This is a genomic window from Janthinobacterium sp. HH102 (genome assembly GCF_001758625.2).
GTDB lineage: Bacteria > Pseudomonadota > Gammaproteobacteria > Burkholderiales > Burkholderiaceae_D > Janthinobacterium.
Genome location: NZ_CP062062.1, coordinates 363,101 through 376,958 on the forward strand (window position 1 = coordinate 363,101; position 13,858 = coordinate 376,958).

A 13,858-nucleotide genomic window follows, 5' to 3' on the forward strand; every position below is an offset into this window, starting at 1 on the left:
TAACAAGGAAGGGCAGAACCGGTGGTTCTGCCCTTTTTTTATACACGCTAGCTGAAACATCAGCCAGCCAGGCGCTGGCATAGCTGCTGAATCACTGCAAACGCATACGGCGAAGCGACGGATTGCACGAAACGCATGAAGTCGACGGCCGCCTCTTCGTTGGCATTGTCGGAAATGGTGCGCATGACCGTAAACGGCACACCGAGTTCAAAACACACTTGCGCCACGGCGGCGCCTTCCATTTCGACGGCCAGCAAGTCAGGGATATCCGCTTTCAGCTGGTTGATATGCGCGGCGCTGCCGATGAACTGGTCGCCGCTGGCGATCAGGCCGCGGTGCACCTGCGCGTGCTGCAAGCCGAATTCCACGATATCGGCCGCCTTGAGCACGCTGGAAACATCGTCGCGCAGGAAATCTTCCGCGGCGGCGGCCAGTTGCGTGCTCAGTTCCAGGTCCGTGGCGAAGCGCTGCAAGCCCGTCAGCGGCACTTCGAAGCGGGGAAACAAAGGTCGGACGTCCATATCATGCTGCAGCAGCGATTCGGCCACCACGATGTCGCCCACTTTCACGTGTTTATCCCCACTGCCGGCCACGCCGGTGAAGACGATGTGGGTAACTCCGTACTTTTCCACAAGGATAGAAGCTGTCATGGCAGCGGCAACCTTGCCCAGACGCGACAGGACGCACACAGCGTCGATATTCCACAGGTTCCCCAGGGTGTAGTCACGCATGCCGTGCGAACGCCTCTGAGGGCCTTGCATGGCTTCTACCAGCCCCTGCTGTTCTTCGTGCAAGGCACTGATGATGCCTAAACGCATTTTTTTGTGTGAATTCATGCTGTTTTTACAGGTTTTTTGAATTGCAAAACGGTTTACAGGGTGAAAACAGCCTTTTCGGTGACTTTTCCACCGTGCGCGTTTGTCTCTGTGTTTTAAATAAAGATGTATACATAAAAATAGTAGTGATAGTAAACGGCCATTTTTTTGTGGATAAGTCGGTATACCATCGAAAAATCATCGACTTAGCGCACAAAAAAGTAGGCGCACAAGCATTGTATCCAGCGAGGACTTGTTTGGGATAAAAATTGGCTTGTGGACAAAGATCGACTTTTCCCACATCTCATCCTGTGGATATGCAGGCACTTATCCACACCGCTACGCAAAAATCGCATTTTTTCTTGCTGCAGTGACATGTTTGACGGGATTTGTGTGGACTGATTCCTGTCTGGCAATCGAAGCTGAGCGATCACGAACGCGCTTCTTTCACGAACATCGGCATCCAGGTGATTCCTGGCAGACGGTTTGGCAGTGGGTAGCACTGTTGCCGTTGGCTTTTTTTTAACGTTTTTTGCATGCTTTTTGGAAATATCCCCGGACTTCCGTTTTTTTGTCGGTTTACAATAGATCTATATATAAAAATAGTAGTAATAGTAAACGCGTTTTTTTCTGTGGATAAGTCACTTTTTTTCAACAGGATCAACCGTTTACGCGCAAAATAAAGCGTGCATAATCGCTGTATCACGCGAGGAGCAAAATTGTATAAAATGCGGGCCTGCGCATAACTTCGTGTTTACTCACAAGTCATCCTGTGGATATCAAGTGACTTATCCACAATCGTCTCAAATACCCCCTCTTTTCGACATCGCACCGTCTCTCGGCCGAATACCTGGCCAGGACGGTTGACGATTCCATTTTGCAAAACGGTTTGGCAGTGCAGTGCGCGTGATGCCGGCCGTGCCGGTTTTCGTCGCTCAGTTGTTGGCGCGATTTTTTTTGTCAGTCAAAGCAGCTCGCCGTTTTTTTTGAAGACAGGCTTGTGAACCTTCCCGAAGGAAAAGGCAGACAAAGCGCGCGTTGTCAGGTTTATCTTAACAAGATCGTATACAAGAATAGTAATAGTAGTTAACGGCGACATCTTCTGTGGATAAGTCCTGATTTATCCTTGTAAACAATCGCTTGGCGTACGGATAAACGCTGAGTAAGGGTTGTATCTGCCGGGGATGGTTTTGGGATAAAAAAAGGCGTCCAAAAAAATTTTCGTTTACTCACATATCGTACCTGTGGATATCCATACGGTTATCCACAGCTTGGCGACCTTGTTTTTGAGCTTATCGTGACGCTCGCCCATATCGCTGGCCACGATTAATGTCGCCCTGGCCCGGGACTGGTGGTAATCTCAAGACGGCTCAGCAGCCATGCATGCATGAAGAAAGACAGACTCTGGTAAAGGGACGCGGTGGGGAGACACGCCGCGCGACAGCTTGATGGCATACCGAAAGGAGCTTCATTGGAATCGGCAGGCGAATACGACTACATCATCGTGGGCGGCGGCACGGCAGGTTGCGTGCTGGCCAACCGGCTCACGCGCGACAAGGATGCCAACGTTTTGCTCGTGGAAGCGGGCGGCAAGGACGATTACGTGTGGATCCACATCCCCGTCGGCTATCTGCATTGCATCGGCAACCCCCGCACGGACTGGTTGTATACCACGCAGGCGGACGCGGGCCTGGGCGGGCGCAGCCTGATCTATCCGCGCGGCAAAGTGCTCGGGGGCAGCTCTTCCATCAACGGCATGATCTACATGCGTGGCCAGGCCGGCGATTACGATCACTGGGCCGACCTGACGGACGACGCTTCGTGGCGCTGGGACAAAGTCTTGCCGCTATTTAAACAAAGCGAGGATTATTACGGCGGCGCCTCGGAAAACCATGGCGTCGGTGGCGAGTGGCGCGTGGAAAAACAGCGCCTGTCGTGGGATATTTTGAATGCGTTCCGCGACGCGGCGCAGCAGGTGGGCATCCCGAAAACCAGCGATTTCAATGGCGGCGACAATAGCGGCAGCGCGTATTTCGACGTCAATCAGCGCCGCGGCATTCGCTGGAATACCTCGAAAGCGTTCTTGAAACCGGCCGCGCGCCGGCCGAACCTGACGATCATGACGGGCTGCCACGTGGAACGTCTGCTGCTGGAAACGACGGAAACGGGGCCGCGCTGCACGGGCATCGTGTTTACGGGCGGCGGCACGCAGTGGCAGGCGACGGCCAAACGGGAAACCTTGCTGACGGCGGGTGCCATCGGTTCGCCCCAATTGCTGCAATTGTCCGGCATCGGCCCGGCCGCCTTGCTGCGCGAACACGGCATCACGCCCGTGCTGGACTCGGCTGGCGTGGGCGGCAATTTGCAAGACCATTTGCAGCTGCGTATGGTGTACAAGGTGCAGGGCGTCAAGACCTTGAACGTGATGGCCAGCAATATCGTCGGAAAAATGCAGATCGGCTTGCAATATGCGCTGTTCCAGAGCGGGCCCATGTCGATGGCGCCGTCGCAGCTGGGGGCGTTCGCCAAGTCCGACCCGCAGCAAGCCACGCCGAATCTGCAATACCACGTGCAGCCGCTGTCGCTCGACAAATTCGGCGAACCCTTGCATGCGTTTCCCGCGTTTACGGCCAGCGTCTGTAATTTGCGTCCCACCTCGCGCGGCCATGTGCACATCGCCAGCGCCGACAGCTATGCGGCGCCGAAGATCGTGCCCAATTACCTGAGTACCGAGCAGGACCGCGCCGTGGCGGCCGACGCCTTGCGCCTGACGCGCGCCATCGCCGCCGCGCCGGCCCTGAAAAAATTCGCTCCCGAAGAATACAAGCCGGGCGTGCAATTCCAGAGCCAGGAAGAGCTGGCGCAGGCGGCCAGCCAGATCGGCACCACCATCTTCCACCCGGTGGGCACCTGCCGCATGGGTCTGGCCAGCGAGGCCTCTAGCGTGGTCGACAGCTCCTTGCGCGTGATCGGCGTGGCCGGCTTGCGTGTCGTCGATGCCTCGATCATGCCGTACATTACTTCTGGTAACACGAACTCGCCCACCGTGATGATCGCGGAAAAAGCGGCGCAAATGATACACGCGGCCTGGAAATAGCGGGGCAAGCGTGCGAGTTTGCGCCATTCGGGCTGGCGAAAAATCCCCGTAGTTATACTGTATTGTGCGTTAAATTTAAGTTGTGTATTATAAAAATGACTAAGTAGTACAAAAAGTACAACTAGGAGACACGATGTCAAACGTAATCTTGGAAACAAGAAATTTGACCAAGGAATTCAAGGGTTTCACCGCTGTGAGCGAGGTGAACCTGAAGGTAGAGCGGGGCCATATCCACGCCTTGATCGGTCCTAACGGCGCCGGCAAGACCACGTGTTTCAACTTGCTCACCAAATTCCTGGTCCCCACATCCGGGCAGATCCTGTTCAATGGGAAAGATATCACGGCCGCCAAACCGGCCCAGATCGCGCGCATGGGCGTGATCCGTTCCTTCCAGATTTCCGCCGTCTTCCCGCATCTGTCCGTGCTGCAGAATGTGCGCATCGGCTTGCAGCGCCAGCTCGGTACCTCGTTCCATTTCTGGCAAAGCGAACGTGCCTTGAACCAGCTCAACGACCGCGCCATGGCCTTGCTGGCCGAAGTCGACCTGACGGAGTTTGCCGACACCATCACGGTCGACATGCCCTATGGACGCAAGCGGGCGCTGGAAATTGCCACCACCCTGGCGATGGAGCCGGAAATGATGCTGCTCGATGAACCGACGCAAGGCATGGGCCACGAAGACGTGCACCGCGTCACCGAGCTGATCAAAAAAGTGTCGGCCGGCCGCACGATTTTGATGGTGGAACACAATATGAGCGTGGTCTCTGGCATCTGTGACAAGATTTCCGTCCTGCAGCGCGGCGCCATGCTGGCCGAGGGCAGTTACGCGGAAGTGTCGCGCAATCCGCAAGTGATGGAAGCCTACATGGGCACCACCCACGCCGAACTGGAAGGGGCGCATTGATGGCGACACAAGTGAATGGTGGCGCACCCGCGCTGGAAATTACGCAACTGCACACCTGGTATGGCGAATCGCACATCCTGCACGACGTCAACCTGAAAGTGGAGCAGGGCGAAGTGGTGACTTTGCTGGGCCGCAACGGCGCCGGCCGCACGACCACCTTGCGCGCCATCATGGGGCTGACGGGCGCGCGCACGGGCTCCATCAAAGTCAATGGCAGCGAAGCGATAGGTTTGGCCACGCACAAAATCGCCCACCTGGGTATCGGTTACTGTCCTGAAGAGCGCGGCATTTTCTCGTCGCTGTCGACCGAGGAAAACCTGCTGCTGCCGCCGACCCTGGCCAGCGGCGAGAAGGGCATGTCGGTGGAGGAAATCTACGCCATGTTCCCGAATTTGCAGGAGCGCCGCCACAGCCAGGGCACGCGATTGTCGGGCGGGGAGCAGCAGATGCTGGCCGTGGCGCGCATCCTGCGCACGGGCGCCCGTTTGCTGCTGCTCGATGAAATTTCCGAAGGCCTGGCACCCGTCATCGTGCAGGGCCTGGCGCGCATGATTACCACCCTGAAGGCAAAGGGCTACACCATCGTCATGGTGGAACAGAATTTCCGGTTTGCCGCGCCGCTGGCGGACCGGTTTTATGTGATGGAGCACGGTCAGATCGTCGAGACTTTTGCTGCATCCGAACTGGAAGCCAAGATGCCGGTATTGACCGAGCTGCTTGGCGTGTAATGCCCATGTAGTTCCGTATCGTCGTCGAGCAATCGTTTAAATAGCAAACAATAATCCCAACGGAGACACTATGAAACGTAACGCTATCGCCATTGCCACCGCCACTCTTTGCGCCCTGGGCTTTTCCGCCGCCGCGCACGCCCAGGTATCGGGCGATACCATCAAGATCGGTTTTATTTCCGACATGTCAGGCGTGTATTCCGACGTCGACGGCCTCGGTGGCGCGGAAGCCATCAAGATGGCGATCGCCGATGCCGGCGTGGTACTGGCCGGCAAAAAGGTGGAATTCATTTCCGCCGACCATCAAAACAAGGCCGACATCGCCGCCTCGAAGGCACGCGAATGGTTCGACCAGCAGGGCGTCGACATGCTGATCGGCGGCACCAATTCCGGCGCCAGCCTGGCCATGGCCAAGGTCGCGGCTGAAAAGAAAAAAATCTTCATTGCCATCGGTGCCGGCTCCTCGCGCCTGACGAATGAAGAGTGCACGCCGTACACCGTGCATTACGCCTACGACACAGTGGCGCTGGCGCGCGGCACGGGCGGCACCATCGTCAAGCAGGGCGGCAAGAACTGGTATTTCATGACGGCCGACTATGCGTTTGGCCATTCGCTGGAAAAAGACACGGCCGAGGTCGTCAAGGCGGCCGGCGGCAAGGTGCTGGGCAGCGTCAAGCATCCGCTGGGCGCCTCGGATTTCTCGTCCTTCCTGCTGCAGGCGCAAGCGGCCAAACCGCAGATCCTCGGTCTGGCCAATGCGGGTGGCGACGCCATCAACAGCATCAAGGCGGCCAACGAGTTCGGCCTGACGAAATCGATGAAACTGGCCGGCTTGCTGATCTTCATCAACGACATCCATTCGCTGGGCCTGAACCTCACGCAGGGCATGTACCTGACCGATGGCTGGTACTGGGACTTGAATCCTGAAACGCGCGCCTGGTCGAAACGCTATTTCGCCAAGATGAAGAAGGAGCCGTCGATGCTGCAGGCGGCCGACTATTCGGCCGCGGCGAACTACCTGAAAGCCGTCAAGGCCGTCGGCACGGATGATACGGACAAGGTCATGGCGTATCTGAAAAAGACCAAGATCAACGACATGTTCACCCAGAATGGCGAAGTACGTCCCGATGGCCGCATGGTGCACGATATGTATTTGATGGAAGTCAAAAAGCCATCCGAGTCGAAATACCCATGGGATTACTACAAGGTGGTCGCCACCGTGCCCGGTGCGCAAGCATATGTGACCAAGGCTGAATCGAAGTGTTCGTTGTGGAAGTAACGCAGTAGCAACCTCCACGGACTGCCCGCCGCCGCGCGGGCGCTCCGTCCTGCATGCGCTTCGCTCGCAGGGTTCGCCTTGCGCCGCCGCACCCGTTTGCGGTGGCGCGTTTCCCTTGATACCACACCGCTACCCGGCGGTGCTTTTTATACTGTGATGCCATGGAAATTTTCGGCGTTCCATTACAAGCGATGATGAGCCAGCTGCTGCTGGGTCTCGTCAACGGCTCGTTCTATGCCATGTTGTCCCTCGGTCTGGCCGTTATCTTCGGCTTGCTCAACGTTATTAATTTCTCGCACGGCGCCATGTACATGATGGGCGCCTTCCTGGCCTGGATGGGCCTCAGCTATTTCGACATCAATTACTGGGCCATGCTGGTCATCGCCCCGATCCTCGTCGGCCTGCTCGGCATCCTGATCGAAAAAACCATGCTGCGCTGGCTGTACAAACTCGACCACCTGTATGGCTTGCTGCTGACGTTCGGCATCACCCTGATCATGGAGGGCGTGTTTCGCTCGTTCTATGGCGTCTCGGGTCAGCCGTATGCCGTGCCCGAGGCGCTGGCCGGCGCGACGGACCTCGGCTTCATGATCTTGCCGAACTACCGCGCCTGGGTGGTGATCGCCTCGCTCTCCGTCTGCCTGGCCACCTGGTTCGTCATCGAGAAAACCAAGCTCGGCGCCTACCTGCGGGCCGGCACGGAAAACCCGAAACTGGTGGAGGCGTTCGGCATCAACGTGCCGCTGATGGTGACCTTGACCTTCGGCTTCGGCGTGGCGCTGGCCGGTTTCGCCGGCGTGCTGGCGGCGCCGATCATCCAGGTTTCGCCGCTGATGGGCTCGAACCTGATCATCGTCGTGTTTGCCGTGGTGGTGATCGGCGGCATGGGTTCCATCATGGGTTCCATCCTGACGGGCCTGGGCCTGGGCGTGATCGAGGGCCTGACCCGCGTGTTCTACCCGGAAGGCTCGGCCACCGTGGTGTTCGTGGTGATGGTCATCGTGCTGCTGCTGCGTCCCGCCGGCCTGTTCGGCAAAGAAAAGTAATCCTCATCAGTCATGTATTGGAGCTACCACGATGAATAAGAATGTAGGCTACGCCATTGCCCTGCTGCTGGCGTTGGCGGCCCCGTTTTACGGCTACCCCGTCTTCCTGATGAAGTTGCTGTGCTTTGCCCTGTTTGCCTGCGCTTTCAACTTGTTGATCGGCTACACGGGTTTGCTGTCGTTCGGCCACGCGGCATTTTTTGGCGGCGCCGGCTATGTCACCGGTTATGCGCTGCGCACCTGGGGCTGGCCGACGGAACTGGGCTTGCTGGCGGGCGTCGCCACGGGCGCCTTGCTGGGCCTGGTGATCGGCGGCCTGGCGATCCGCCGCCAGGGCATCTACTTTACGATGATCACCCTGGCGCTGGCGCAGATGGTGTACTTCCTGGCCTTGCGCCTGCCGTTCACGGGCGGCGAGGACGGCTTGCAGGGTGTTCCACGTGGAACCTTGCTGGGTACGATAGACCTGGCCAACGACACGGTGCTGTACTACGTCGTGCTGGCCATTTTTGTCGCCGGCTTCGCCCTGATCGTGCGCACCATCCATTCGCCGTTCGGACAGGTGCTCAAGGCGATCAAGGAAAACGAACCACGCGCCATCTCGCTCGGCTACGACGTCAACAAGTACAAGCTGATGGCCATCGTGCTGTCGGCGTCGCTGGCCGCCCTGGCCGGCGCCACCAAGACCCTGGTGCTGGGCTTTGAGACCTTGACCGATGTGTACTGGGGCATGTCGGGCCTGGTCGTGCTGATGACCTTGGTGGGCGGCATGGGCACCTTGTCCGGCCCCATCCTCGGCGCCGTGCTGATCATCGCGCTGGAAAACAAGCTGGGCGATGTCGGCACCTACCTGGCCACGCACACGGGCATCGAGTGGTTCGGTACCCTGGGCGAATCGGTGGGCATGGTCACGGGCGTGATCTTCGTCATCTGCGTGCTGCTGTTCCGGCGCGGCATCGTCGGCGAAGCCATCGCGCGCTTCGGCGGCAGGGCGGCCAAAGCCGCTGTCTGATTTTCAAGCAACGCCGGACGATTCGTCCGGCGTTTTTCATTGTGCGTCCACTGTTACTTCAACGGAGAGAACCACCATGCAAATGACGATCACGCGCGCGGGCACTGTTGGCACGAGCCTGTGCACCCTGCTGGCGTTGGCAGCCTGCGGCAGCAACCATGCGCCGGAAGAGCTGAACCAGATGCCCGGCTACCTGGGCACCATCACGCGCGCCGACTACGACGGCAAGACGAACGATCTGCTGACGGCCGGGCTGGGCAAGACTGGGCTGGCGGGCGCCACGCCCGCGTATGCGAATGCGGAACAGCCGACGCCGCTCGAGCTGCGCCGCAATGCGATCTATGCCAATTACCGCGCCGTGCTCGACATCGCCGCCAACAGCGGCTACGGCACCCTGTACGGGCCGAACGTGGATGCAGCCGGCAACGTGGGTAGCGGCGAGGGCCTGGTCGCGGGCAGCGAATACATCGCCTATGCCGATGATGGCACGGGCAAGAAAAACGTCACCCTGATGGTGCAGGTGCCGGCCAGCTTCGACCCGGACCGCGCCTGCATCGTCACGGGCACGTCCAGCGGCTCGCGCGGCATTTACGGCGCCATCGGCAGCTCGGGCGAATGGGGCCTGAAAAAAGGTTGCGCCGTGGCGTATGCGGACAAGGGTTCCGGCACGGGCCTGTATGTGTTCGAGGACGACAGCGTCAACCTGCAGAACGGCGTGCGCGCGGGCAGGGTCGCCGCCGGCAAGAACGCGCTCTTCGCGCCCGACTTGAGCGACGCGGACCGGCTGGCCTGGTCTGGCGCCTATCCGAACCGCATCGCCTTCAAGCATGCGCACTCGCAGCAAAACCCGGAGAAGGACTGGGGCAAGGTCACCTTGCAGGCGGTCGAGATGGCGTTTTACGTCTTGAATGAACGCTACGGCGTGCTGGCCCGCGACGGCAGTTCGCGCATCGTGCGCCTGACGCCAAAGAACACCATCACGATCGCCTCGAGCATTTCCAACGGCGCTGGCTCGGCCTTGCTGGCGGCGGAACAGGATACGAAAGGCTTGATCAGCGGCGTGGCGGCCAGCGAACCGCAAATCCAGCCGGCGGCATCTAACGCTTACAGCGTGCGCCAGGGCGGGGCGGTGGTGGCCAATCCGGGCCGCGCGCTGTTCGACTACGCCACCTATGCGGCCCTGTATCAGCCGTGCATCGCTTCCGTGCCCGGCAATGCGGGACGCTGCACGGCGCTGGTGGCCAAGGGCTTATTGAACGGCGCCGACCTGGCGGCGCAGCAGGCGGACGCGAAGCAGCGCTTGCGCGCGTATGGCTGGTTGGTCGATTCCGATCCGCTGCAGGCTTCGCACGCGGGCACGAACATCCTCGTAGCCGTCACGTATGCGTATGCCTACGGGAAATTTTCCGTGACCGATAAAGTGTGCGGTTTCACGTTTGCGCAGACGGATGGCAGCGGCAATCCGATCGCGTTCACGTCGGCGCAAAAGGCAGCCAGCTTTGCCGCGCAAAACGGCATCCTCGGCAATGTCGTGTACGACAACAGCGTGGGCGGCGCCAAAGTCTACACGGCCGGCGTGTCGCCATCGACCAGCCTGGCGGACCAGTCGCTCGACGGCTTCCTGTGCCTGCGCAGCCTGGCGACGGGGCGCGACGCCGTCAGCGGCGCCAACTTGCAGGGCACCCTGGGCGGGCAGAGCGTGCGCGTGCGGGCCGGCATGGCCGAAGTCGCGGCCAGCGGAAAGTTGCAGGGCAAGCCGGCCATCATCGTGCATGGCCGCAGCGACACCTTGATTCCCGTCAATCACGCCTCGCGCGCCTATCTTGGCCTGAACGCCGCCGTGGAAGGGGCCGCCAGCCGGCTACGCTATATCGAGGTGACCAATGCCAACCATTTCGATTCCTTCAGCAGCGCCTTGCCGACCCTGATCGTACCGCTGCACGTCTACCTGAACCGGGCGCTGGACGCCATGTATGCGCACTTGAACGCCAAGCAAGCCTTGCCGCCATCGCAGGTAGTGCGCACGGTGACGCGTGCCGATGCGTCGACCCTGATCACGAATGTCAACGTGCCAGCGATCGCCACGGCGCCGGCGCCCGCCAATGCCGTCAGCGTGACGGGCACGCAGGTGGATATTCCGAACTAGGCTGTATCGCTTGTGAAACCTGCGGCCACGTTTCACGTGGCCGTTTTTATTCCCAGGCCGACTCGGCGATCTGGCCCAGTCCCTGGAAGACGGGCTTGGAAAACCAGTAGCCCTGCATCAGTGAAATGCCGCAGCTGGCCAGGAAGTCGCGCTCGGCGCGTGTCTCGATGCCTTCGGCCAGCACGCGGATACCGAGCTCACGGCACAGGCTGGCGATGGCGCGCACGATGGCCTGGCGCGGCGCCTGCGTATCGATGCCGCGCACCAGGTCCATGTCGATCTTGATGATGTCGGGCTGATATTCGGCCAGCAGGTTCAAGCCCGCATAGCCGGCGCCGAAATCATCGATGGCCGTCTGGAAACCGAAGCGCCGGTAGGCGCGGAAGATCTCGACCAGGTGGGGACGGTCTTGCACCCGTTCGCCTTCCGTCACTTCAAAGATGATCTTGTCGGTAGGGAAGCGGTGCAGCCTGGCCGCTTCCAGGGTGCTGCGGATGCACACTTCCGGGCGGTAGACGGCGTTGGGCAAAAAATTGATCGACAGGAAGCCCTGCATGCCGAGGCGCGCTGCACCGGCCACGGCCTTGACGCGGCACGCCTGATCGAAGCGGTAGCGGTTGGCGTCGTTGACTTGCGCCAGCACGCTGGCCGCGCTTTCGCCGTTCGGGCCACGCACCAGCGCCTCGTGCGCATAGATGCTGCGCGTGGCCAGGTCGACGATGGGCTGATAGGCATACTCGAAGGCAAACGGCAGCGGCGCGCTGTCATGGCAGCCGGCACAGGCACCGTAGGGAAAGTGGGTGCTGTCGGGATGAATGGGGATGTCGGGAGGCGTCATGGCGTCAGTGTAGCTGGGCGGGTTGGCAGATTCCGTCTGCTGGTTCACAGTGCGGCCGCATAGATGGCGCGCGCATCGGCGCGCATGAGGGGACGGGGATTGTTGCCCAGCAAGCGCGTTTGCAGCATGGCTTCATCGGCCAGGCGGTCCAGGTCGCCGGACGTGATGCCCACTTCGCGCAAGGTGCGCGCGATACCGGTAGCTACGGCAATGTCCTGCATGGCGTCGATCAGGGCCTCGGCCCGCGCTTCCTCGCTGCCCGTGATGCCGGGTTCCAATACGGTCGCCAGTTGCGCATACAGGGGCGCCGCATGGGATAGATTAAAACGCAGCACGTGCGGCAACACCAGCGCGTTCGACAGGCCATGCGGCACGTGGAACAGGCCGCCGATGGGATAGGCGAGCGCATGTACGGCAGCCACGGGTGCGTTGGCAAACGCCTGGCCGGCCAGCATGGCGCCCAGCAGCATGGCTTGCCGCGCCGGCAAGTTGCTGCCATCGCGGCAGGCTGCGAGCAAGTTGCTGGAGAGCAGCGACAGTGCCTGGGTAGCCAGCATGTCGGACAAGGGATTTTTCAGCAGGCGGCTGGTGTACGCTTCGATCGCATGCACCATGGCATCGATGCCGGTGGCGGCCGTCACTGCGGGCGGCAAGCCCAGGGTCAGGCTGGCGTCGAGGATGGCCAGGTCCGCATACAGTTGCGGCGCGACGACGCCCATCTTGCTGGTGGCGCCCGTGGTGACGATGGCGATGTGCGTGACTTCCGAGCCCGTGCCGGCCGTCGTCGGCAATTGCACCAGCGGCAGGCGCTGACCGTGCACGTTGCCGATGCCGTACAGCTGGGTCAGTTCCTGGTGGCCGGGCGCCAGCACGGCGATCAGCTTGGCCACGTCCAGCGAGCTGCCGCCTCCAAGGCCGATAATCAGTTCCACGTGAAACATCTGGGCCTGGGCCACGCCAGCCAGCACGACGGCTTCGGGCGGATCGGCTTGCACGTCGGAAAAGACATGCATCTCGATGCCGGCCGCTTGCAAGCTGCGCAACGGTGCATCGGCCAGACCCGTGCGTAAAAAGCCCGCGTCGGTGACGACCAGGGCGCGGCGCACGGCGGGGAAGTGGTGGGCGATATGGGCGCCCAGTTGGGCCGCGGCGCCCGGTTCAACGATCAGATGCGGCACGGTACGGAACTGGAAGGCGGACATGCATGCTCCTGACAGTAAAGACAGAAGTCCAGCATACTCCGCTTTCCTGTCACGTGCCTGTTTCACGTGGAACCAAAAGCGGCGCTTACTCCCACTCGAGCGCGCCGCGCTTCCATTCATAGGCCAGGCCAATGGCCAGCACGCCGAGAAAGCCCATGACGGCCCAGAAGCCGGGCAAGCCCAGTTCGTTGACGTTGGCCGCCCACGGCATCAGGAAGATCACCTCGATATCGAACAGGATGAACAGGATGAACAGGATGGCTACCAGGTAGAAGCGGATGTCGAACTTCATGCGCGCATCGCCGAACGCCTCGAAGCCGCATTCGTACGGTGACAGTTTTTGCGCATCGGGCTTGTGCGGCCCCAGTACGCGTCCCAGCAGCATGGGCACGATGCCGACCAGGATGCCGATCAGAATGAACAGCAGGACGGGAAAATAGTGTTCGAGGAGCATGGGGATTCCTCTCAGTGGCTCGATGACAGTTTCATCAGCACGATGCCGCACACGATGAGGACGGCGGCGAACACGCGCATGGTATTGACTTGCTCGCCCAGAAAGACGATGCCGACGATAAAGGCGCCGACGGCACCGATGCCCGTCCAGATGGTGTAAGCCGTGCCCAGGGGCAGGGTGCGCATGGCCAGCGACAGCAAGCCGAAGCTGGCGATCATCATGACGACGGTGACAACGGAGGGAGTGAGTCTGGTGAAACCCTCGGAGAGTTTCATCGAGTATGCCCACACGACTTCAAGCATGCCGGCAATTATTAACAGTATCCAGGCCATGGCGG

The 13,858-nt window shown here is 60.3% G+C and carries 12 protein-coding genes; 7 read left to right on the forward strand and 5 right to left on the reverse strand.

All coding sequences use genetic code 11. The features are described 5' to 3' along the window. Positions 1-59 precede the first annotated feature (59 nt). Complete coding sequence (locus JAB4_RS01585; protein WP_070219103.1) at positions 60-818, reverse strand: 5'-methylthioadenosine/adenosylhomocysteine nucleosidase; 759 nt, start codon at positions 816-818, stop codon at positions 60-62. A 1,468-nt stretch (positions 819-2,286) separates the two neighbouring features. On the opposite strand from JAB4_RS01585, the gene JAB4_RS01590 reads away from it, so the two are divergent. The 7 genes from JAB4_RS01590 (at position 2,287) to JAB4_RS01620 (ending at position 11,027) form a co-directional block, all read left to right on the forward strand. Then, entirely contained in the window at positions 2,287-3,912 is a 1,626-nt protein-coding gene (locus JAB4_RS01590; protein WP_070218916.1) for a GMC family oxidoreductase N-terminal domain-containing protein, read from the forward strand. Positions 3,913-4,045: 133 nt separating this feature from the next. Beyond that, positions 4,046-4,816: an ABC transporter ATP-binding protein gene (locus tag JAB4_RS01595; RefSeq protein WP_035823437.1), complete on the forward strand. Its 771-nt coding sequence runs from the start codon at positions 4,046-4,048 to the stop codon at positions 4,814-4,816. Further along, entirely contained in the window at positions 4,816-5,544 is a 729-nt protein-coding gene (locus JAB4_RS01600) for an ABC transporter ATP-binding protein (RefSeq protein ID WP_070218917.1), read from the forward strand. The genes JAB4_RS01595 and JAB4_RS01600 overlap by 1 nt, the downstream gene beginning before the upstream one ends. Before the next feature lie 70 nt (positions 5,545-5,614). Then, a complete protein-coding gene (locus JAB4_RS01605; RefSeq protein ID WP_070218918.1) occupies positions 5,615-6,823 on the forward strand; it encodes an ABC transporter substrate-binding protein in 1,209 nt (402 codons plus the stop codon). A 161-nt stretch (positions 6,824-6,984) separates the two neighbouring features. Then, positions 6,985-7,869 (forward strand): branched-chain amino acid ABC transporter permease, encoded by an 885-nt coding sequence (locus JAB4_RS01610; protein ID WP_070218919.1) that lies wholly within the window; start codon positions 6,985-6,987, stop codon positions 7,867-7,869. Between the two features lie 31 nt (positions 7,870-7,900). After that, the gene (locus JAB4_RS01615; protein WP_070218920.1) at positions 7,901-8,881 is read left to right on the forward strand and encodes a branched-chain amino acid ABC transporter permease; all 981 of its coding nucleotides are present in this window, start codon (positions 7,901-7,903) and stop codon (positions 8,879-8,881) included. Positions 8,882-8,957: 76 nt separating this feature from the next. Beyond that, a complete protein-coding gene (locus JAB4_RS01620) occupies positions 8,958-11,027 on the forward strand; it encodes a 3-hydroxybutyrate oligomer hydrolase family protein (RefSeq protein WP_083287247.1) in 2,070 nt (689 codons plus the stop codon). 46 nt (positions 11,028-11,073) lie between these two features. On the opposite strand, the gene JAB4_RS01625 is transcribed toward JAB4_RS01620, so the two are convergent. The 4 genes from JAB4_RS01625 to sugE all read right to left on the reverse strand — a co-directional run bounded on the left by JAB4_RS01625 (position 11,074) and on the right by sugE (position 13,853). Continuing rightward, positions 11,074-11,865, reverse strand: a complete 792-nt coding sequence (locus JAB4_RS01625) for an EAL domain-containing protein (RefSeq protein WP_070219104.1) — start codon at positions 11,863-11,865, stop codon at positions 11,074-11,076. Between the two features lie 44 nt (positions 11,866-11,909). Then, positions 11,910-13,067, reverse strand: a complete 1,158-nt coding sequence (locus JAB4_RS01630) for an iron-containing alcohol dehydrogenase (protein ID WP_070218922.1) — start codon at positions 13,065-13,067, stop codon at positions 11,910-11,912. An 85-nt stretch (positions 13,068-13,152) separates the two neighbouring features. After that, positions 13,153-13,521 (reverse strand): NADH-quinone oxidoreductase subunit A, encoded by a 369-nt coding sequence (locus tag JAB4_RS01635; protein WP_070218923.1) that lies wholly within the window; start codon positions 13,519-13,521, stop codon positions 13,153-13,155. An 11-nt stretch (positions 13,522-13,532) separates the two neighbouring features. Beyond that, the gene (gene sugE, locus JAB4_RS01640; RefSeq protein ID WP_070218924.1) at positions 13,533-13,853 is read right to left on the reverse strand and encodes a quaternary ammonium compound efflux SMR transporter SugE; all 321 of its coding nucleotides are present in this window, start codon (positions 13,851-13,853) and stop codon (positions 13,533-13,535) included. Positions 13,854-13,858 lie beyond the last annotated feature (5 nt).